This is a genomic window from Micrococcus sp. KRD012, from assembly GCF_017168555.1.
Taxonomy (GTDB): domain Bacteria; phylum Actinomycetota; class Actinomycetes; order Actinomycetales; family Micrococcaceae; genus Micrococcus; species Micrococcus luteus.
Genome location: NZ_JABFBB010000002.1, coordinates 1 through 18,703, shown reverse-complemented (window position 1 = coordinate 18,703; position 18,703 = coordinate 1). Strand labels below are relative to the sequence as shown.

General features: G+C 74.3%; 18 protein-coding genes and 2 tRNA genes. 11 read left to right on the top strand and 9 right to left on the bottom strand.

Going from position 1 to position 18,703, the window contains the following annotated elements; translation table 11 throughout:
* From J1M37_RS00285 to J1M37_RS00275, 3 genes are all read left to right on the top strand, one after another.
* A partial coding sequence (locus tag J1M37_RS00285) for a S8 family peptidase (RefSeq protein ID WP_241250733.1) occupies positions 1 to 1,332 on the top strand: 1,332 nt, incomplete at its 5' end.
* 200 nt (positions 1,333 to 1,532) lie between these two features.
* Positions 1,533 to 1,606 (top strand) — tRNA-Val (locus J1M37_RS00280).
* 166 nt (positions 1,607 to 1,772) lie between these two features.
* Positions 1,773 to 3,689: a threonine/serine ThrE exporter family protein gene (locus tag J1M37_RS00275; protein ID WP_041103089.1), complete on the top strand. Its 1,917-nt coding sequence runs from the start codon at positions 1,773 to 1,775 to the stop codon at positions 3,687 to 3,689.
* Positions 3,690 to 3,702: 13 nt separating this feature from the next.
* Here the strand turns inward: J1M37_RS00275 and J1M37_RS00270 are convergent, their stop codons facing one another.
* Positions 3,703 to 4,380, bottom strand: coding sequence for a uracil-DNA glycosylase (locus J1M37_RS00270; protein ID WP_041103087.1), 678 nt, complete (start codon positions 4,378 to 4,380; stop codon positions 3,703 to 3,705).
* 36 nt (positions 4,381 to 4,416) lie between these two features.
* Between J1M37_RS00270 and J1M37_RS00265 the strand changes: the two genes are divergently transcribed.
* From J1M37_RS00265 to groL, 3 genes are all read left to right on the top strand, one after another.
* The gene (locus J1M37_RS00265) at positions 4,417 to 4,761 is read left to right on the top strand and encodes a DUF3263 domain-containing protein (RefSeq protein ID WP_230278137.1); all 345 of its coding nucleotides are present in this window, start codon (positions 4,417 to 4,419) and stop codon (positions 4,759 to 4,761) included.
* 3 nt (positions 4,762 to 4,764) lie between these two features.
* Positions 4,765 to 5,802 carry a LytR C-terminal domain-containing protein gene (locus tag J1M37_RS00260; RefSeq protein WP_206451943.1) on the top strand — a complete coding sequence of 346 codons (1,038 nt, stop codon included), beginning with the start codon at positions 4,765 to 4,767 and terminating at the stop codon, positions 5,800 to 5,802.
* Between the two features lie 320 nt (positions 5,803 to 6,122).
* Positions 6,123 to 7,754, top strand: a complete 1,632-nt coding sequence (gene groL, locus J1M37_RS00255; RefSeq protein ID WP_041103083.1) for a chaperonin GroEL — start codon at positions 6,123 to 6,125, stop codon at positions 7,752 to 7,754.
* 110 nt (positions 7,755 to 7,864) lie between these two features.
* Here the strand turns inward: groL and J1M37_RS00250 are convergent, their stop codons facing one another.
* From J1M37_RS00250 to J1M37_RS00230, 5 genes are all read right to left on the bottom strand, one after another.
* Entirely contained in the window at positions 7,865 to 8,797 is a 933-nt protein-coding gene (locus J1M37_RS00250) for a DUF4031 domain-containing protein (RefSeq protein WP_185194654.1), read from the bottom strand.
* A 67-nt stretch (positions 8,798 to 8,864) separates the two neighbouring features.
* On the bottom strand, positions 8,865 to 9,155 hold the full coding sequence (locus J1M37_RS00245) for a WXG100 family type VII secretion target (protein ID WP_010079419.1): 291 nt from the start codon (positions 9,153 to 9,155) through the stop codon (positions 8,865 to 8,867).
* Positions 9,156 to 9,210: 55 nt separating this feature from the next.
* Positions 9,211 to 11,016 (bottom strand): sensor histidine kinase, encoded by a 1,806-nt coding sequence (locus tag J1M37_RS00240; RefSeq protein ID WP_203552566.1) that lies wholly within the window; start codon positions 11,014 to 11,016, stop codon positions 9,211 to 9,213.
* A gap of 1 nt (position 11,017) precedes the next feature.
* Positions 11,018 to 11,728, bottom strand: coding sequence for a response regulator transcription factor (locus J1M37_RS00235; RefSeq protein ID WP_041103075.1), 711 nt, complete (start codon positions 11,726 to 11,728; stop codon positions 11,018 to 11,020).
* Positions 11,729 to 11,806: 78 nt separating this feature from the next.
* Positions 11,807 to 12,079, bottom strand: a complete 273-nt coding sequence (locus J1M37_RS00230; RefSeq protein WP_206451942.1) for a hypothetical protein — start codon at positions 12,077 to 12,079, stop codon at positions 11,807 to 11,809.
* 211 nt (positions 12,080 to 12,290) lie between these two features.
* Here J1M37_RS00230 and J1M37_RS00225 point away from each other — a divergent pair, with 211 nt between their 5' ends.
* Entirely contained in the window at positions 12,291 to 12,674 is a 384-nt protein-coding gene (locus tag J1M37_RS00225; protein WP_020628350.1) for a cold-shock protein, read from the top strand.
* 3 nt (positions 12,675 to 12,677) lie between these two features.
* The gene (locus tag J1M37_RS00220) at positions 12,678 to 13,163 is read left to right on the top strand and encodes a DUF3027 domain-containing protein (protein WP_041103071.1); all 486 of its coding nucleotides are present in this window, start codon (positions 12,678 to 12,680) and stop codon (positions 13,161 to 13,163) included.
* 91 nt (positions 13,164 to 13,254) lie between these two features.
* Here J1M37_RS00220 and serC read toward each other — a convergent pair whose 3' ends face one another.
* Positions 13,255 to 14,382, bottom strand: a complete 1,128-nt coding sequence (serC, locus tag J1M37_RS00215; RefSeq protein WP_041103069.1) for a phosphoserine transaminase — start codon at positions 14,380 to 14,382, stop codon at positions 13,255 to 13,257.
* 128 nt (positions 14,383 to 14,510) lie between these two features.
* On the opposite strand from serC, the gene J1M37_RS00210 reads away from it, so the two are divergent.
* The 3 genes from J1M37_RS00210 (at position 14,511) to J1M37_RS00200 (ending at position 17,850) form a co-directional block, all read left to right on the top strand.
* A complete protein-coding gene (locus J1M37_RS00210) occupies positions 14,511 to 15,251 on the top strand; it encodes a metal-dependent transcriptional regulator (protein WP_206451941.1) in 741 nt (246 codons plus the stop codon).
* A 159-nt stretch (positions 15,252 to 15,410) separates the two neighbouring features.
* Positions 15,411 to 15,905: an HNH endonuclease gene (locus J1M37_RS00205; RefSeq protein ID WP_036382503.1), complete on the top strand. Its 495-nt coding sequence runs from the start codon at positions 15,411 to 15,413 to the stop codon at positions 15,903 to 15,905.
* 76 nt (positions 15,906 to 15,981) lie between these two features.
* Positions 15,982 to 17,850: an ABC transporter ATP-binding protein gene (locus J1M37_RS00200; RefSeq protein ID WP_206451940.1), complete on the top strand. Its 1,869-nt coding sequence runs from the start codon at positions 15,982 to 15,984 to the stop codon at positions 17,848 to 17,850.
* Between the two features lie 26 nt (positions 17,851 to 17,876).
* On the opposite strand, the gene J1M37_RS00195 is transcribed toward J1M37_RS00200, so the two are convergent.
* Together J1M37_RS00195 and J1M37_RS00190 are read right to left on the bottom strand one after the other, a co-directional pair.
* Positions 17,877 to 17,950, bottom strand: a tRNA-Arg gene (locus tag J1M37_RS00195).
* 38 nt (positions 17,951 to 17,988) lie between these two features.
* Positions 17,989 to 18,639 (bottom strand): hypothetical protein, encoded by a 651-nt coding sequence (locus J1M37_RS00190; RefSeq protein WP_206451939.1) that lies wholly within the window; start codon positions 18,637 to 18,639, stop codon positions 17,989 to 17,991.
* Between the last annotated feature and the right edge of the window lie 64 nt (positions 18,640 to 18,703).

Below are 18,703 nucleotides of genomic sequence, written 5' to 3'. Positions count from 1 at the left end.
CCCGCCGCACCGGCAGCCACCCCGACCGCCGCCTCGCCCCTGGCGGCGGCGCAGGTCGAGGACCCGAACGCCGACGGCTACGACTCCTTCATCGTCACCTACGAGGAGACCGCCGCCACCGCCCACGCGAAGGGCCGAGCCAACGCCTGGGGCAAGGCCGCGAAGGAGGCCGGCGTCTCCGTGAAGGAGCTGCGTGAGACCGCGCTCGGCTCCCGCGTGGTCAAGGCGGACCGCAAGCTGGATCAGGCCGAGTCCGCGAAGTTCATGGCCGACCTGAAGGCCTCCGGGGCGGTCGAGGCTGTGGAGCCGGACGCCATCCTCACCGCCACCGGCCTGAGTCCCGTGGACGCCCTCTACTCGCAGCAGTGGGGCTTCACCGGCACCCACGGCATGCGGGTCCCCGGGGCGTGGGACCGCACGACGGGCTCCGGTGCGACCGTGGCCGTCATCGACACCGGCATCACCTCCCACCCGGACCTCGACCGCAACGTCGTGCCCGGCTACGACTTCATCTCCGACGGCAGGGCGGCGCGCGACGGCGGGGGCCGCGACTCCAGCCCGCGCGACGAGGGCGACTGGTACGCCGCCGGCGAGTGCGGCACCGCCGGTGCCTCCGACTCCTCGTGGCACGGCACCCACGTGGCGGGCACCGTCGCGGCCGTGGCCGACTCCCAGGGTGTCGTCGGCGTGGCCCCGAACGCGAAGATCCAGCCCATCCGCGTGCTCGGCAAGTGCGGCGGTTCGCTGTCCGACATCGCCGACGCGGTCGTGTGGGCCGCCGGCGGCACCGTGGCGGGCGTGCCGGCCAACCCGAACCCGGCGGACGTCATCAACATGTCCCTCGGCGGCTCCGGCACGTGCGGCACCACCTACCAGAACGCGATCAACGCGGCCGTCTCCCGCGGCGTGCCCGTCGTCGTGGCGGCGGGCAACGAGAACCAGCCCGCCGCCAACGTGCGCCCGGCCAACTGCCGGAACACCATCGTGGTGGCCGCCTCCACCTCGCAGGGCGCCCGCGCCTCGTTCTCGAACTACGGCTCCGCCGTGGACGTGACCGCCCCGGGCGCGAACATCATCTCGACCGTGAACAACGGCGCCACCACCCCGACGACGGCCGGCCACGCCGCCTACAACGGCACCTCGATGGCCACCCCGCACGTCGCGGGCCTGGCCGCCCTGCTGCTGGCCGAGCGGCCGAGCCTCACCCCGGCCCAGGTCGAGTCCACCCTCAGGTCCACGGCCCGGTCCATGCCCGTGTCCTGCTCCGCGGGCTGCGGCGCCGGCCTGGCGGACGCCGCCAGGGCGGTCTCCTCCCTCGGTGGCAGCTCCTGACCGGAGCCCGCCCCGGGCGCCGGGACCTCGTTGGTCGCCCAGGGCGGTTTCGAGCCCGGCGCCACGCTGACCGACGCCTGACGTGCTCGTCGGCTCTCGATGGCCGCTCCGCCGTGCGCGGGGTGGCCGTCGCCCGGGTGGACAGGCGGCGCCGCCTGAGGTATCGTTCTTCGAGTTGTCACCCCCATGGGGCGACGCCCGGATCTTTAGCTCAGTTGGTTAGAGCGTTCGCTTCACACGCGAGAGGTCGCTGGTTCGAGTCCAGTAAGATCCACCGCAGCAGGGCCCTCCTCCGGGAGGGCCCTTTCGCGTCCCCGGGCCGCGGTGCCGACGGCCCCGGCGGGGGAGGTGCCGGCGTGGTTGGATGGACGCGTCGGCGGGGCTCGGCCCACCGCCGTGGCGCGTCCAGCGCCCGCACACGGAAGGAGAGGGTGAGCCGCATGGAGCAGGAGGGCACCCAGGAGCCGGCGCGGTTCGACCCCCGCATCGCGGAGCCCCCGGCCGTCCCCACGCTCATCCCCGTGCTGCGCCCGGCCGGCGCCGAGGACGCCGCCGCTGTCGGCGACCTCACGCTCGACCCGGAGGACCCCGGCCTGCTCGACCTCGACCCGGCGGAGTCGGCCCACCCGGCCGCGGTCGCCGTCGAGCCGACGGAGCCGCTGCCGCCCGTGGTCCGCCCCGCCGCCGCCGATCCGGTCTCGGCGCCGGAGCCGCAGCCGGAGGAATCGGCCGAGCCGGAGGCGGAGACGCTGCCGGAGCCGGCCGCGGACGCGCCCCTGACCGAGCCGCCGCTGTCCGAGCAGGTGCCCACCTCCGTCCTGGCGCCCGCGGAGGCCGACGGCGCCCTGCCCGCCCCGGATGTGATCCCCGAGCCGGACATCACCGTCCCGGACCCGGTGGTCCCCGCGGGTCCGCCCGAGAAGCGCGGGCGTCGGCGCGGCCGGCGCTCCCGCGAGGTCTTCGTCGAGAACCTGCCGACGCAGGCGCTCGTGCTGGCCGACCGCCTGCACTCCTCGCCGTACGGGCGCCGCATGCGCTCCACGCTGCAGCAGCGCCGCGCGGAGGCGCAGGCCCTTGAGGCCCGCACGACCCTGGACTTCGCGCTCAAGCTGGGCGAGACGATGTTCAGCTTCGGCGCGGCCTCGCTGGACGTGGAGACCTCGATCATCGTGGCCACGCAGGCCTACGGGATCCTCGAGACCGAGGTGGACCTGACCAACCAGTCCATCTCCCTGAACTACGCGCCCGACTCCTCACGCGGCGAGGCCCCGTTCACCCTCCAGCGGGTGGTCCGCTCGTCCTCGGTGAACTTCGAGGGGCTCGTGGCCGTCCACCGGCTCGTCGAGGAGATCGCCGCGGGCGAGGTGGACCGGGCCGAGGCCCAGCGCCGGCTCGTGGAGATCCGGCATCAGCCCAAGCCGTTCCCCGCCGTCTTCGAGGTCCTCTTCTCCGGCGTGTTCGTGGCCTGCTTCGTGCCGTTCATCGGCGGGACCTGGACGGGCGCGGCCCTGGGCATGGTCTCCACCTGGCTGGTCTTCTGGCTCAAGGTCCAGGCGGACAAGGCGCGCTTCCCGGAGATCTTCTCCACGATGTTCGGGGCGATCACGGCCACGGTGATCGCGCTGATGGCCCACGCCCTCGACCTGCCGGTCAACCCGGCGCTGGTGATCGCCGGCGGCATCATGATGCTCCTGCCCACGGCGAGGTTCGTCACCGCGGTGCAGGACGCCATCCACGGCTTCCCGGTGACCGCCGCGGGCCGCTTCCTCTCCGCGCTGCTCGTGTTCGCCGGGGTGATGGCCGGGATCATGATCGCCGTGGGCATCGGGGATCTCGTGGGATTCGAACAGCTGGACCTGGCCGAGGCGGGGACGCTGAGCTATCCGCCGCTGCTGCTGCTGGGCCTCGTGATGGCCGCGGGCATGGCGGACGCGGTGGTGGAGCAGTCGCGGTGGCCGCAAATCCTGGCCTGCGGTCTCGTGTCCGGGGCCGGCTTCGGCGCGTACCTGGCAGCGCAGCAGATCGGGGTCAGTGACCGGCTGGTGCCCGCGGTCGCCGCGGCGGCGGTCGGGTTCCTCGGCCGCCTGGTGGCCCAGCGGCTCGCGGCCCCGGCGCTCGTGATCGTCCTGCCGTCCATGCTGTTCCTGCTTCCCGGACTCACCATGTTCCGGTCCGTCTACGGGTTCACCGTGGAGACCGGGGCCACGCTGCTGGGCGTCGAGGGACTGTTCAACGCCGCGGTCATCGTCGTGGCGATCGCGGCCGGCGTCGCCTTCGGCAACACCCTGGCCAAGCCGATCACCGACCGGATGGGCACGCTGCTGCCCACCGAACTCGTGATGCACCAGCGCGGCTGACCGGCGGCCCGGCTCAGTCGGGCAGGCGCCAGTCCACCGGGGCCGCGCCGGCCGCCTCGAGGAGCCGGTTCACCCGGCTGAACGGCCGGGAGCCGAAGAACCCGCGGTGGGCGCTCAGGGGCGAGGGATGCGGGGACTCCACGACGCCGGCCCCCGCCGCCGTCAGCAGCGGCGCCATGCGCCGCGCGTCGGCTCCCCACAGCAGCCCCACGAGCGGGGTGCCGCGCGCGCAGAGGGCCCGCACCGCGGCCTCCGTGATCTGCTCCCAGCCGAGGCCGCGGTGGCTGCCGGGTGCGCCGGCCCGCACGCTGAGGGCGCGGTTCAGCAGCAGCACGCCCTGGTCCGTCCACGCGGAGAGGTCGCCGTGGGCGGGCGGGGTGATGCCGAGGTCGTCGTGCAGCTCCCGGTGGATGTTGGCCAGGGAGCGGGGCAGCGGCCGCACGTGGCGGTCCACCGCGAAGCTCAGGCCGATCGGATGGCCCGGCGTCGGGTAGGGGTCCTGGCCCAGCACGAGGACGCGGACGTCCGCGAACGGCTGACGGAACGCCCGCAGGATGTGCTCCGGTGCCGGCAGCACCTGCTCTCCGGCCGCCCGGCGGACCCGCAGCCGCTCTCCGACCTGCTCGAACGCGGCGGCCTGCGGGGCGAGGGCCGCCTCCCAGCCCGGATCCAGGGGCGCGATGAACTCCATGCCCCGAGGGTAGACCGGGTGGGTACAGTGGCCGCCATGTCCCACCCCACGCCCGTCTCGCCCGATCCGGCCCCGGACGAGGGTGCCCGCGCGGGGGCGCGGCGGGACGAGCTGACGGACCTGGAGCGTGCGGTCCTGGACCTGGAGGCCGACACCTGGCGGTACGGCGGGGCCAAGGACCACGCCGTCCGTGAGCGTCTGGGGCTGTCTCCGACCGCCTATTATCAGGTGTTGAACGGACTGCTGGACCGTGAGGCCGCCCTGGCCTACCGACCCCTGCTGGTCACGCGGCTGCTGCGCAAGCGCGGCACTCGCAGCCGGGCCCGGAGGGGACCCGCGGATCCGGCGCCGTCCACGCCCGCTTCCCGCCAGGAGAACTGACCCATGGCCTACCAGCCCGACCGCTTCGACGAGGTCCCCGAGTACACGGACCAGCGCGGCGCGCACCGCGAGTCCTTCGCCGCCGCCGGCGCGACCGCCACGGGCGGGGGTCGCCGCCTGAGCCCGCTGCTCTGGGTGGCCGGCCTCGTCCTGCTCGCCGGCCTGTTCGTGGGCGTCGTCCTGCCGTGGCTCACCGGTGACCGCTCGGAGCCCGTCGCCGCCGAGAGCTCGACGACGGCCCCGGCGGCCGAGACGTCGACGTCGGCGTCGGCGTCGGCGTCGTCCGAGTCCTCCTCGGCGTCCTCCGCGTCGGCGTCGACTGCACCCGCGACCGAGTCCCCCACCCCGTCCGAGGACGCGGCGGAGGCGTCCCGTTCCGCGGCCGCGGCCGAGTCCTCGCGGGCGGCGCAGGAGGCGGCCGCCGCCGAGGCCGCCGAGTCCTCTCGAGCCGCCGCCGAGGCCGCCGAGGCCGCCGAGTCGTCCCGTGCCGCCGCCGCGGCACAGGCGGCGGAGGCCTCGCGTTCCGAGGCCGCCGCGCAGTCCGCAGAGGCGTCTCGGTCGGCGGCGGCCGCCCAGGCGGCGGAGTCCTCGCGCGCCGCCGCGTCCCGTTCGGCCGCCCAGGCGGCGGAGTCCTCGCGCGCCGCCGCGTCCCGTTCGGCCGCCCAGGCGGCGGAGTCCTCGCGCGCCGCCGCGTCCCGTTCGGCCGCCGCGGCGGACGCCTCGCGCTCGCAGTCCGCGGCCGCGTCGAGCTCTCGTGCGGCCGCGCAGTCCGCGGCCGTGCGCGGCACCCACGTCACCGTGTACAACGCGACCCGTACCCAGGGCCTCGCCGCCTCCTACGCGCAGCGGCTCACGAGCGCCGGCTACACCTCGGTGGACGCGAAGAACTGGAGCGGCTACGGCATCCAGTCCTCCACCGTCCTGTACAACGGCTCGGCCAACAAGGCCGCCGCCGAGGCGGTCGGCAAGGAGCTCGGCTTCCCGGTCATGCAGACCCCGAACCTGCAGGTGAACGGCGTCGCGGTGGTCGTCACCGGCTGACCCGCCCGCCGTGCGGCCGTGCCGGACGCGCACCCTTCCCGGCCCCCCGGCGGGGCGCCTCCCGAGGCGTTCTGCCGGGGGCCGTCCGCCGTCCGCGGAAGAGCGGGCTCCCGCACCGCGGACCCTTTGCACTCTCCCGGTGCGAGTGCTCATAATGGGGTTAGCACTCCGAAGGCGCGACTGCCAGCCGTACCCCGGTCGGTCCGGCGCCGTGGAGGAGGACCTGTCCACCGATGAGGCCCCCAGGGGCCGTCCGTCGCGGGCATCGGCGCGGGTCAGCCACCAGAAGTAGGAAGCCGACGTCCAGAAAGGACCTGCACATGGCCAAGACCATCGCATTCGACGAAGAGGCCCGCCGCGGCCTGGAGAAGGGCCTGAACACCCTGGCCGACGCCGTGAAGGTGACCCTCGGCCCCCGCGGCCGCAACGTGGTGCTGGAGAAGAAGTGGGGCGCCCCCACCATCACCAACGACGGCGTCTCCATCGCCAAGGAGATCGAGCTCGAGGACCCGTACGAGAAGATCGGCGCGGAGCTCGTCAAGGAGGTCGCCAAGAAGACCGACGACGTCGCCGGCGACGGCACCACCACCGCCACCGTGCTGGCCCAGGCGCTGGTCCGCGAGGGCCTGCGCAACGTGGCCGCGGGCGCCGACCCGCTGTCCCTGAAGCGCGGCATCGAGAAGGCCGTGGAGGCCGTCACCTCTGAGCTGCTCTCCGCCTCCCGCGAGATCGAGACCAAGGACCAGATCGCGGCCACCGCCTCGATCTCCGCCGCGGACAAGCAGATCGGCTCCCTCATCGCCGAGGCCCTGGACAAGGTCGGCAAGGAGGGCGTCATCACCGTCGAGGAGTCCAACACCTTCGGCCTCGAGCTCGAGCTCACCGAGGGCATGCGCTTCGACAAGGGCTACATCTCCGGTTACTTCGTGACCGACGCGGACCGCCAGGAGGCCGTCCTCGAGGATCCCTACATCCTCATCGTCAACTCGAAGATCTCCTCCGTGAAGGACATGGTGGCGATCCTCGAGAAGGTCATGCAGTCGGGCAAGCCGCTGCTGATCATCGCCGAGGACGTCGAGGGCGAGGCCCTGGCCACCCTCGTGGTCAACAAGATCCGCGGCACCTTCAAGTCCGTGGCCGTGAAGGCCCCGGGCTTCGGTGACCGCCGCAAGGCCATGCTCGCCGACATCGCCATCCTCACCGGCGGCCAGGTCATCTCCTCCGAGGTGGGCCTGTCCCTGGAGAACGCCACCCTCGACCTGCTGGGCTCCGCCCGCAAGGTGGTCATCACCAAGGACGAGACCACCATCGTGGAGGGTGCCGGCGACGCCGAGCAGATCGCCGGCCGCGTGGCACAGATCCGCTCCGAGATCGAGAACACCGACTCGGACTACGACCGCGAGAAGCTGCAGGAGCGCCTCGCCAAGCTGGCCGGCGGCGTGGCCGTCATCAAGGCCGGCGCGGCCACCGAGGTGGAGCTCAAGGAGCGCAAGCACCGCATCGAGGACGCCGTGCGCAACGCCAAGGCCGCGGTGGAGGAGGGCATCGTCGCCGGCGGCGGCGTGGCCCTGATCCAGGCCGGCGCCAAGGCGTTCGGCGGCCTGCAGCTCGAGGGCGACGAGGCCACCGGCGCGAACATCGTCAAGGTCGCCATCGAGGCCCCGCTGAAGCAGATCGCCTTCAACGCGGGCCTGGAGCCCGGCGTCGTGGCGGACAAGGTCAAGACCCTCGACGACGGCCACGGCCTGAACGCCGCCACCGGCGAGTACGAGGACCTGCTGGCCGCCGGCATCAACGACCCGGTGAAGGTGACCCGCTCGGCCCTGCAGAACGCCGCGTCCATCGCGGGCCTGTTCCTGACCACCGAGGCCGTCGTCGCGGACAAGCCCGAGAAGGCCGCCGCCGGCGCCGAGGGCATGGACCCGATGGGCGGCATGGGCGGCATGATGTGATCAGCCGCTGAGCCGGCCCGACCCGTTCGGACGCCCAGCCTGCGAGGCCCGTCTCCCCGTCCGGGGAGGCGGGCCTCGCCGCGTTCCGGGCCAGCACCGAGGCGCCCCGCTCAGGCCGACAGCGCGGCTCGTTCCGCCGCCAGATTGCGGCGGGCGGCGGCCTCCCAGCGCGCTCGGCCGGGCGCGGTCCGATACAGCCGCTCGGCGCCCAGCAGGGCGTCCAGCACCGCGCCGCGACCGCGGGCCCAGTCCGCGTCGGACACGTGCGCGTAGTCCCGCCGCACCGCGGCCACGTAGCGGGCGTAGGCCTCGGGGGAGCGGCCGAGGACCTCGAGGTCCGCGTCCGAGAGCACCGCCCCGGCCGCGTCGTGCGGGGCGGGGTCGTGGGCGGCGGTGAGCAACACGAGGCGCGCCACCTCGTCGACGACGTCGGCCGGCACCGCCAGCCGCGGGTCGGTGAGCACGTCCCGGGCCAGGGCGGCCGAGTCCGCCTCGTCCTGGCCGGCGGGCGCGGCGGGGTCCCCGACGTAGACGGCGTCGTGGAACCACGCGGCCAGGCGGACCGCACGCGGATCCGGCCCGGCCTTCGCCCCCGCCCGCTCGAGCAGGTCCACGGACTCGAGCACCGCGAGCAGGTGGGCCGGGTCGTGGTAGTGCCGATGCGGCTCCGCCCAGCGGGCCAGCAGGTCGCGTCCCGCCGTCGTCACCGCGTCCGGGCTCGCCGCCGTGCCCTCGAACAGCCGCGCCCAGCGCCGGGCGAGGACGACGTCGCGCTTCTCGGCGCGGCTCCGGGCGGGCACGCGCAGCCCCGAGGCGGCGAGGCGGCGCACCAGCTCCCGTCCGGTGACGGGCACCGCCCCGCGGGCCACGAGCTCGGCGCGTCGGTGCGCGGGCACGTCGTAGTGGTCCCGGTCGAAGGCCCGCTCCGAGAGCCCCGCCGCCCGCGCGAACGCGTGGAGCTCCTCGAGGGAGGCGTCGGAGACGAGGTGGGAGAACACGGTGCCGTGGGCGGGCCACGCGGGCGGGTCGATCAGGACGGTCATGCCCCCACTCTAGGAAGCACGGACCGGGGCGCGGCCGGCCGGCCGCACCCCGGACCGTTCCGGGCGCTCAGAACCGGAACATCGCGGCGTTGGCGGTCTCCGCGTCCTGGTACTGGGTGGCGGCGGCGTCCATCGCGCGGCGGATGCCCGCCAGGGACTCCTCCACGCGCTGCTGGGTGGCGCGCCACTCGGTGAGCACACCCTGGAAGTTCGCGGCCGCCTGGCCGCGCCAGGTGTCCTGCAGCTGGCGCAGGTTGGCCTCCATGGTGCTCACCTCCGCCTGGAGGCGGCCGATGGAGCCCTCCACCGCCCCGCTCTTGGCCCGCAGGTCCTCGACGTCGATCTGCACGATGCTCATGTGACTGTCCCCTCTGATGAGTGCTGATGGGCGGCGGGTGCCGCCGGGCACCACGCTAGGGACGCGCGTCGCGCCCGGCCGCCGGGTCGTCCCCGCCTGGGGACGGGGCGTCGGCCTGAGGCGCCTGTGCAGGAGCAGACACCCGGCGGCGGCGCTCGGCCGAGGCGCGACGGAACCGCTCCGCCGCCCGCAGCAGGCGGCTGCGCCGGGCGGCGTCCGCGGCGCTGGCGCCGGCGCCCGACGGCGCGGTCTGGGCGAGAGGGCCGGTGGGTGGGCCGGCCGCGTCGTCGTCGGTGTCCCGTGCGGACGGGCGCTCGTCCTCGACGTCCTCGTCCGCCTCGTCCTCGAACGGCGCCCACGGCAGGTGGACGGAGAAGGTGGCGCCGCCGCCCTCGGTCTCCAGCAGCCGGACGGAGCCGCCGTGCTGGGCCACGATCGCCGCGACGATGGCCAGGCCGAGCCCCGTGCCGCCCGTCTCGCGGTGCCGGGAGGTGTCCGCGCGGTAGAACCGCTCGAAGATGCGGGCGCGGTCCTCCTCGGACACGCCCGGCCCGTGGTCACGGATCTCGATCACGGAGCTGCGGCCCGCGCCGTCCGCCCCGGCCCGGCCGCCGAGGTGGTCGACGGTGCCGACCGCGATCTCGATGGGGGTGCCGGCGGGGGTGTAGCGCAGGGCGTTGGCCATGAGGTTCACCACCACCTGGCGCATCCGGTTCTCGTCGCCGAGGATGGGCGCCGGGGCCGCCCGGTCGCCGTCGGGGCCCACGAGGGTGACCTTGCGGTCCGGGGCGTTCACGGACGCGTCCATCATGGAGTCCATCGCGAGGATGAGCAGGTCCACCGGGGCGTGCTCGAGGGGGCGCTGCTCGTCGAGGCGGGCCAGGGTGAGCAGGTCCTCCACGAGGCGCGTCATGCGGGTGGCCTCGGACTCGATGCGCTGCATGGCGGCGGCGACGTCCTCCTCCTCGCGCAGCCCGCCGTGCCGGTACAGCTCGGAGAATCCGCGGATGGTGACCAGGGGGGTGCGCAGCTCGTGGGAGGCGTCCTGCACGAAGCGGCGCATCTTGTCCTCGGAGATCTCCTTGTCCCGGAACGCGGACTCGATGTGCGCGAGCATCGCGTTGAGGGAGCGGGAGAGCCGGCCCACCTCGGTGTCGGGCGCCGCGCTCTCCACGCGCTGGCTCAGGTCGCCGGCGGCGATCTTGGCGGCGGTGCGCTCCACGCGGTTCAGGGTGCGGAACGCGCGCTGGACCGCCAGGTTGGCGACGATCACGGTGCCCGCCGTCGCGAGCAGGCCGATGGTCACGACGATCGAGGTGACGCGTTCGACGGAGGAGGTCACGCTCTGCAGGGGCAGGGCCACGGCCATGGTGCCGTCGCCGCTGCTCAGCCCGTACAGCTGCACGCGCCAGCCGCTCGAGTCCGGCTGTGTGCCGGGCACCTCGAAGGAGGCGGAGCCGCGCTCGCGGGCCTCGGCCGGGGTGATGTCCGGGAGAGCCGGCTCGTCCGCGTCCGGCGTCACCGGGGTCTGGACGACCCGCGCGCCCTCGTTGTCCCACACGACGCCGTAGAAGCGCAGGATGGGCAGCTGCGGCATGTAGTACTCGCCGGTCTGGGCGACGTTGGCCAGGTACATCGAGACGGTGTCCCGGTTGGCGGCCATGTCCTCGTCCAGCTGACGCACCGCCTCCTGGCGGAACAGCGCCGCGGTCGCCAGGGCGGTGACGGCGACCAGGGCCAGCATGAGCGCCGCGATCATCACGACCAGCTTGGTGCGCAGGGACTGCCCCTGCCACGCGCCCCTCAGCCAGGCGCGCGGATGGCGGACGTGGGCCGCCGCGGCGTCGAGCCGCGCACGCACGTCAGCGCTTGTCCGCGGTGCGGAGCATGTAGCCGACGCCGCGCTTGGTGTGGATCATCTTCTCGCGGCCGCCGACGTCGATCTTGCGGCGCAGGTAGGAGATGTAGGACTCGACGATCGAGGCGTCCCCGTTGAAGTCGTACTCCCACACGTGGTCCAGGATCTGGGCCTTCGAGAGCACCCGGTTCGGGTTCATCATGAGATAGCGCAGCAGCTTGAACTCGGTGGGGGAGAGCTCCACGACCTCGCCGCCGCGGCGGACCTCGTGCGCGTCGTCGTCGAGCTCGAGATCGTCCACGCGCAGCACCGCCGCGTCGTCGTCGTCGAGGGAGGCAGTGCGGCGCAGCACGGCGCGGATGCGGGCGACCACCTCGTCGAGGGAGAACGGCTTGGTCACGTAGTCGTCACCGCCGACCGTCAGGCCGGTGATCTTGTCCTCGGTGCCGTCCCGCGCGGTGAGGAACACGACGGGGAAGTGACGGCCGGCGGAGCGCAGGCGGCGGGTCACGGTGAAGCCGTCCATGTCCGGGAGCATCACGTCCAGCACGGCCAGGTCCGGCTGGAACTCCTCGGCGGCGTCCAGGGCCTCCCGGCCGTTGGCCGCGGCCGTGACCTCGAAGCCGGCGTAGCGCAGGGACGTGGAGAGCAGCTCGCGGATGTTGGGCTCGTCGTCCACCACCAGGAGGCGTGCTTCGGGGTTCTGAGGCTGCATGGGGCCCAGTCAACCGCCCCGACCTGGGAACACCCTGAAAGGGTGCTGGATGTCACGGGGCGTCGTTGGCCCGACGGCTCAGGGGCGCGAGCGCCGGACGGCGCCCAGCACCACGTGCAGCAGCATCAGGCCGAAGCCGACGGGCAGGCCGAACAGCGCGAGCGCGAACAGCGCCGGGGACGCCGGCCACGCCAGGAAGTACGCGACCAGCAGGGCCACCAGGGCCAGAGCGGACACCGCCGTCACGGCCACGCCCAGCACCAGGACGACGCCACGACCGCCCCGGTGATCGGCGGGGTCGGCGGCGGGCGCGGAGGCGGGGAGGGCGGGGAGGGTGGAGGTCCGAGGCATGCCCGCCACTCTAGTCGGGCTATCCTGGGAGGTCATTGACGACCACGTCCTCCGCCGTCCCCTCCGGGCGCACGGCCAGGCTGGTCCCACCGATGCCGCGGCGCACCGCCACGCCGGTGCCGGACCCCGCCGACCCGAGACGAGAGCACGGCCGCCCCTGCGGCGCCGGCCCGACGCGGTGGACCCACATGACGAGGAGCAGGTGACGCACATGCCCACCGGGCGCATCAAGTTCTACGACTCGACCAAGGGCTTCGGGTTCGCCCAGACGGACGAGGGCGAGGAGGTCCACGTGCCCGCCTCGGCCCTGCCGGCCGGGGTGACCGAGCTGCGCGGAGGCACCCGCGTGGAGTTCGGCGTGGCCGAGGGCCGCCGCGGCAAGCAGGCGCTCTCGCTGCGCGTGCTCGACGCCGCACCCTCGGTGGTCCGCAACCACCGACCCGGCGCCACCGAGATGGCCGTCCTCATGGAGGACCTCATCACGTGGCTGGACCAGACCTCCAACGGCCTGCGCCGCGGCCGCTACCCCCAGCGCGCCCAGGCGCAGAAGATGGCGCAGGTGCTGCGCCGTGTCGCCGACGATCTGGAGGCCTGAGCCATGACCACCCACGACGACGCCCCGCGCGTCGACCACCGGAGCCCCGACGCCGAGCCCGCGCCCGCGGAGGAGAGGGCGGCCGTGCCGCCCGCGCGTCGCCGGGCCCCGCGCCGCGACGAGCTGCTCGCCGCCGCCGTGGACGCCGCCCGCGCGGGGCTGGCCGGGCTGGCCGCCCCGGACGAGGTGGGGGAGCACGTGGACGTGCTCGTGGACGACGACCGGCTCCTGACGCACCGCTTCGCGTGCCGCATGCCCGGCTACGCGGGCTGGCTCTGGTACGTGACGATCGCCCGGGCCCCACGCGCCAAGCAGGTCACCGTGTGCGAGACCGGCCTCATGGCGGGGGAGGGTGCGCTCGTGGCGCCCCCGTGGGTGCCGTACGCCGAGCGCGTGAACGAGGAGGAGCGCGAGCGGCTCAAGGCCGTGGCCGAGGGCCGTGTGCCCGGCGCCCCGGCGCCTGAGACCGCGCCGGACGACCGCGGCTGAGACGGCGCGCCCCGGCTGACCCGCCGGGGCGGACACGCAACGGGCCCGCGGTGGAGTCCCCCGCGGGCCCGTGTCCCCGTCCGGGGACGGCTCAGCCCAGGCGCTCGACCACGTGGTCGATGCAGCGCAGCAGCGCCGCGACGTCCTCGGGCTCGGTCGCAGCGAAGGTCGCGATCCGCAGCTGGTTCCGGCCGAGCTTGCGATAGGGCTCCACGTCCACCACGCCGTTGGCGCGCAGGACCTGGGCGACCGCCGCCGCGTCGACGTCGTCGGAGAAGTCGACGGTGCAGACCACGGCGGAGCGGTCCTCGGACCGGGCCACAAAGGGCGTGGCGAAGGACGACGCCTCGGCCCACGCGTACACGCGCGAGGAGGAGTCGGCGGTGCGGGCGGTCATCGCGTCCAGCCCGCCCTGACCGTTCATCCAGCGCAGCTGCGCGTCCAGCATGACGAGCGTGGCCAGCGCGGGCGTGTTGTAGGTCTGGTCCTTGAGGGAGTTCTCCACGGCCGTGGCCAGGTCCAGGAACGCCGGGATCCAGCGGCCGGACTCCTTGATCTCCGCGACCCGCGCCAGGGCCCGCGGGGAGAACAGCGCGAGCCACAGACCGCCGTCGGACGCGAAGTTCTTCTGCGGCGCGAAGTAGTACACGTCCGCCTCGGACACGTCCACCGGCAGGCCGCCCGCGGCCGAGGTGGCGTCGACGACGACCAGGGCGTCCTCGTCGATGCCCGCGGGGCGGACGACGGGCGCCATCACGCCGGTGGAGGTCTCGTTGTGCGGCCACGCGTACACGTCGACCCCGGCCACGGCCTCCGGCTCGGGGCGGGTGCCCGGCTCGGAGGTGCGGATGTCCGACGGCGCCAGGAACGGCGCCTGGTCGGTGGCCTTGGCGAACTTCGAGCCGAACTCGCCGAAGCTCAGATGCTGGGCGCGCTCGCGGACCAGGCTGAAGGCGGCCGCGTCCCAGAACGCGGTGGAGCCGCCGACGCCGAGGATCACCTCGTAGCCCTCCGGCGCCGAGAACAGCTCGGCGACGCCCGACCGGACGCTCGCCACCAGGTCCTTGACCGGCTTCTGACGGTGCGACGTGCCGAGCAGCCCGGCTGCGTCCTGGAGCGCGCTCAGCTGCTCGGGGCGGACCTTGGAGGGGCCGGCGCCGAAGCGGCCGTCGGCCGGCAGCAGGTCCTGGGGGATGGTGATCTCGGCGGGGGAGGTCATGCGTGCTCCTGACGCTTCGGGGTCGCGGGTCGCGCCCATTCTCCCGCGCCCGGGACCACCGGCCGTCCACGTGACTCACGCCTCGCTAGGATGTCCGGGACGAAGAGCCCGAGGGAAGAGGACGTGCCATGACGGATCTGATCGACACCACCGAGATGTACCTGCGCACGATCCTCGAGCTCGAGGAGGAGGGCATCCCCCCGCTGCGCGCCCGCATCGTCGAGCGTCTGGAGCACTCCGGCCCCACCGTCTCCCAGACCGTGGCCCGCATGGAGCGGGACGGGCTGGTGCACGTGGGCGCGGACCGTCGGCTGGAGCTGACCGTGGCGGGCCGCGAGCGGGCCGTGTCCGTGCTGCGCAAGCACCGCCTGGCCGAGCGCCTGCTCGCGGACGTGATCGGCCTCGAGTGGGAGCTCGTCCACGAGGAGGCCTGCCGCTGGGAGCACGTGATGAGCGACCAGGTGGAGCGCCGCCTGCTCACGCTGCTGGAGAACCCCACCGAGACCCCCTACGGCACCGAGACCCCCTACGGCACCCCGATCCCGCCCCGGCCCGAGCAGGCCTCCGCCGAGGACTGGAGCCGCGACATGGGCCTGGCGGGCGCCCGGCTCTCCGAGGAGGCCGCCACCGCCGGCCGGTTCCGCGTCCGCGGGCTGGCCGAGGGCGTGCAGACCGACCCCGAGCTGCTGGCCCAGCTGGCCGGCGCCGGCGTGACCCCCGGCCGCGTGGTGCGTGCCGAGGCCGCCCGCGACGCCGGGTACATCCGGGTCGAGGGCGAGGCGGAGGACGGCGCGGCCGCGGACGGCGGGGCCCTCGAGCTGGCCGAGGCCACGGCCGCGCACGTGTGGGTCGAGCGTCTCGACGGCTGAGGCGCGGCGCGCCGTCGTCGTGCGTGACGGGGGCGTGATGGCCCGGTGACGGGCCGGTGAACCTCTTCCGCCGCCGCAGGCGACACGCGGCGCGCCGATGCACCCGCGTCTAGCGTGGAGACACGACGCCCCTGTGTCCCCACGCTTCCGAGGCCCCCGATGCGCACACTTGTCCTCAACGCCGGCTACGAACCCCTCTCGGTCGTCTCCGACCGCCGGGCGCTGCTGCTCGTGGCCACCGGCAAGGCGAGCGTGCTCGAGGACGCCGGTGACCCGATGCGCAGCCCCACCCGCGCGTGGGGCCGGCCCCTCGTGATCCTGCTGCACCAGTACATCCGGGTGCCCCACACGGACGCGGCCCCGGTCTCCCGCAAGGGCGTGCTGCGCCGGGACGGACACCGCTGCGCCTACTGCGGCGCCCACGCCACCACCGTGGACCACGTGCGGCCGCGCTCGCGGGGCGGCGAGAACACGTGGGAGAACCTCGTGGCCTGCTGCCTGCGCTGCAACGGGGCGAAGGCGGACCGCTCGCTCGAGGCCCTGGGCTGGCGGCTGCGGGTGGAGCCGGTGCGCCCGCGCGGGGCCCAGTGGCGGATCCGCGAGCTGGAGCGGCCCGCCGAAGCGTGGCGGGACTACCTGCGCCTGGCCGCCTGACGCCGGAAGCGGAATCGCGCCCGCCCGTGCCCGCCGGTTCCTAGACTCTCGAACGGTCGAGAGAGCGGAGGGGCCCATGAGCATGGAGTCGGCGGCACGGATGTCCATGATGCGGATGACCCGCGGACAGTCCGACGCCCAGCAGAGCCTCGCCCGCGGCACGGTGCGCCGGACCATCGCGTTCGCGGGCCGGTACCGCACCCGACTGATCGTGTTCGTCGCGGCGTCCATCGTGGGCGCGGTGCTCGGCGTGGCCTCGCCCGTGCTGGCCGGCGACGTCGTCAACGCGATCACCGGTGGCGCGGACCGCGGGCTCGTGGTGCGGCTGGCCCTGCTGATCGCTCTCGTGGCCGTGCTCGACGCGGCGCTGTCCGTGTTCACCAAATGGCTCTCCGCCGGGCTGGGGGAACGGGTCATCTACGACCTGCGCACCGCCGTGTTCGACCACGTGCAGCGCATGCCGGTGGCGTTCTTCCAGCGCACCCGCACCGGCGCGCTCGTCTCGCGCCTGAACAACGACGTGATCGGGGCGCAGTCGGCGATCTCGCGGACGCTCTCCGGCGTCGTCGCGAACGTGGTGTCCGTCGCGCTGACCCTGGGCGTGATGGTGGCCACCAGCTGGCAGGTCACCGTCCTGTCCCTCGTGATGCTGCCGCTGTTCCTGCTGCCGGCCCGGGCGGTCGGCTCGAAGCTGGCGGGCCTGTCCCGCGAGCGGGCCGGGCACAACGCGGCCATGGGCGACCAGATGACCGAGCGGTTCTCCGCCCCCGGCGCCACGCTCATCAAGCTCTTCGGCCGCCCCGCCGCCGAGTCGGCCGAGTTCGCCCGTCGCGCGGACCGCGTGCGCGCCACCGGCGTGGACATCTCCGTGCGCCAGGCCGTCTTCACCACGCTGCTCACCCTGGTCTCCGCGCTCGCGCTCGCGGCCGTGTACGGCGTGGGCGGGCTCCAGGCGATCGCGGGCACCCTCGACGCCGGCGACGTCGTCACCCTCGCCCTGCTGCTGACCCGCCTCTACGCGCCGCTGACCGCGCTGGCGAACGCCCGCGTGGAGATCATGAGCGCGCTCGTGAGCTTCGAGCGCGTGTTCGAGGTCCTGGACCTGGAACCCCTCATCACGGAGCCCGCGCGGCCCGCAACCCTGCCGGAGGGGCCCCTGTCCGTGCGGCTGCGGGACGTGCGCTTCGCCTACCCCACCGCGGAGCAGGTGTCCCTGGCCTCCCTCGAGGAGGTCGCCGTGCTGGATACGCGCGGCGGCGAGGAGGTGCTGCACGGGATCGACGTGGCCGTGCCCGCCGGGGCCACCGTGGCCCTCGTGGGCTCCTCGGGTGCGGGCAAGTCCACCATCGCCTCGCTCGTCACCCGCCTGCACGACGTCACCTCCGGCGCCGTCGAGATCGGCGGCGTGGACGTGCGGGACCTCGCGTTCGCGGACCTGCAGCGGGCTGTGGGCATGGTGACCCAGGACGGCCACCTCTTCCACGAGACCGTGCGCGCCAACCTGACGCTGGCCCGCCCCGACGCGACGGACGAACAGCTGTGGGACGCCGTCGAGCGGGCGCGCCTGCGCTCCGTCGTCGAGGCGCTGCCGGACGGGCTGGACACCGTGGTCGGCGAGCGCGGCTACCGCCTCTCCGGCGGTGAGCGGCAGCGCATGACGATCGCGCGGCTGCTGCTGGCGGCCCCGCGCGTCGTGGTGCTGGACGAGGCGACGGCGGCGCTGGACTCCACCAACGAGCGCGCCATCCAGGAGGCGCTGGGGGAGGCGCTGGCCGGGCGGACCGCGATCGTGATCGCGCACCGGCTCTCCACCGTGCGCAGTGCGGACGAGATCCTCGTGGTCGAGGCCGGGCGGATCGTGGAGCGCGGCACGCACGCCGCGCTGCTCGCGGCGGGCGGGCGGTATGCGGAGCTCTACACCACGCAGTTCGCCGACGCGGAATGAGGCGGCGACCGGACCGGCCGCCCAGGTGCCCCAGGCCGGAATCGAACCGACGGCCTACCCTTTAGGAGAGGGTCGCTCTATCCAACTGAGCTACTGGGGCGCGGACCGTGCGTCGGTCCGGTGAGCGAGTCTAGCCCCTCAGGCCCCCCGCGCGGCGGGACCACGACGACGGCGCCGCCCGGCCCACAGCATCACGGCCACCGCCAGCGCGAGCAGCGCCAGCAGGACCCAGCGGGTCAGCGTCAGGGCGGCGGCCAGGCCGGTGCCCGGGCCGCCGGCGGCGATGGCCTGCTCGATCGCGATGTTCTCGCAGATGTCCACGACCGCGAACAGCACGCCCAGCCCGAAGACGGCCCACTTGGCGCCGACGGGACGCAGGCGCCATGCGCCGACGGCGGTGACCGTCAGCGCCACGGCGATCGGGAAGATCACGCCGGCCGTCTTGTGCACCCAGTTCAGCTGGCCGCGGGCGTCCTCGTCCATGACCGCGGAGAGCGCGCGGATGTGGTCCTGCCCGTAGAACAGCAGGGAGTCCGGCATCGCCAGTCCGCCGCTGAGCTGGGTCATCTGCTGCAGCACCAGCAGGTGGTAGTAGGCGCCCACGAGCAGGGTGGTCACGATCAGCGCGCTCACCGGGATCGCCGGGCTGCCCTCGCGCTCAGCGGCCGCGGCGAGGTCCTCCCGGACGTTGACGTCCCGCAGCGTGGGGCGGGAGCGCGGGGACTCGGCGACCGGGCGCGCGGCGGGCCGCGACGGACGCGGACGGGACTTGCGGGACTTCTGGGACACGGGGCACCTCCGCGGTCCATCCTCCCAGACCGTCCGAGCCGGTCCGGCCCCGGGCGTCCCGCCC

What these genes read in the sequence shown, in the direction of transcription:
- J1M37_RS00275 (WP_041103089.1), top strand. Translation starts at nt 1,773, where the DNA reads ATGGAGCAGGAGGGCACCCAGGAGCCGGCGCGGTTCGACCCCCGCATC.
- J1M37_RS00270 (WP_041103087.1), bottom strand. Translation starts at nt 4,380, where the DNA reads ATGGAGTTCATCGCGCCCCTGGATCCGGGCTGGGAGGCGGCCCTCGCC.
- J1M37_RS00265 (WP_230278137.1), top strand. Translation starts at nt 4,417, where the DNA reads ATGTCCCACCCCACGCCCGTCTCGCCCGATCCGGCCCCGGACGAGGGT.
- J1M37_RS00260 (WP_206451943.1), top strand. Translation starts at nt 4,765, where the DNA reads ATGGCCTACCAGCCCGACCGCTTCGACGAGGTCCCCGAGTACACGGAC.
- groL (WP_041103083.1), top strand. Translation starts at nt 6,123, where the DNA reads ATGGCCAAGACCATCGCATTCGACGAAGAGGCCCGCCGCGGCCTGGAG.
- J1M37_RS00250 (WP_185194654.1), bottom strand. Translation starts at nt 8,797, where the DNA reads ATGACCGTCCTGATCGACCCGCCCGCGTGGCCCGCCCACGGCACCGTG.
- J1M37_RS00245 (WP_010079419.1), bottom strand. Translation starts at nt 9,155, where the DNA reads ATGAGCATCGTGCAGATCGACGTCGAGGACCTGCGGGCCAAGAGCGGG.
- J1M37_RS00235 (WP_041103075.1), bottom strand. Translation starts at nt 11,728, where the DNA reads ATGCAGCCTCAGAACCCCGAAGCACGCCTCCTGGTGGTGGACGACGAG.
- J1M37_RS00230 (WP_206451942.1), bottom strand. Translation starts at nt 12,079, where the DNA reads ATGCCTCGGACCTCCACCCTCCCCGCCCTCCCCGCCTCCGCGCCCGCC.
- J1M37_RS00225 (WP_020628350.1), top strand. Translation starts at nt 12,291, where the DNA reads ATGCCCACCGGGCGCATCAAGTTCTACGACTCGACCAAGGGCTTCGGG.
- J1M37_RS00220 (WP_041103071.1), top strand. Translation starts at nt 12,678, where the DNA reads ATGACCACCCACGACGACGCCCCGCGCGTCGACCACCGGAGCCCCGAC.
- serC (WP_041103069.1), bottom strand. Translation starts at nt 14,382, where the DNA reads ATGACCTCCCCCGCCGAGATCACCATCCCCCAGGACCTGCTGCCGGCC.
- J1M37_RS00210 (WP_206451941.1), top strand. Translation starts at nt 14,511, where the DNA reads ATGACGGATCTGATCGACACCACCGAGATGTACCTGCGCACGATCCTC.
- J1M37_RS00205 (WP_036382503.1), top strand. Translation starts at nt 15,411, where the DNA reads ATGCGCACACTTGTCCTCAACGCCGGCTACGAACCCCTCTCGGTCGTC.
- J1M37_RS00200 (WP_206451940.1), top strand. Translation starts at nt 15,982, where the DNA reads ATGAGCATGGAGTCGGCGGCACGGATGTCCATGATGCGGATGACCCGC.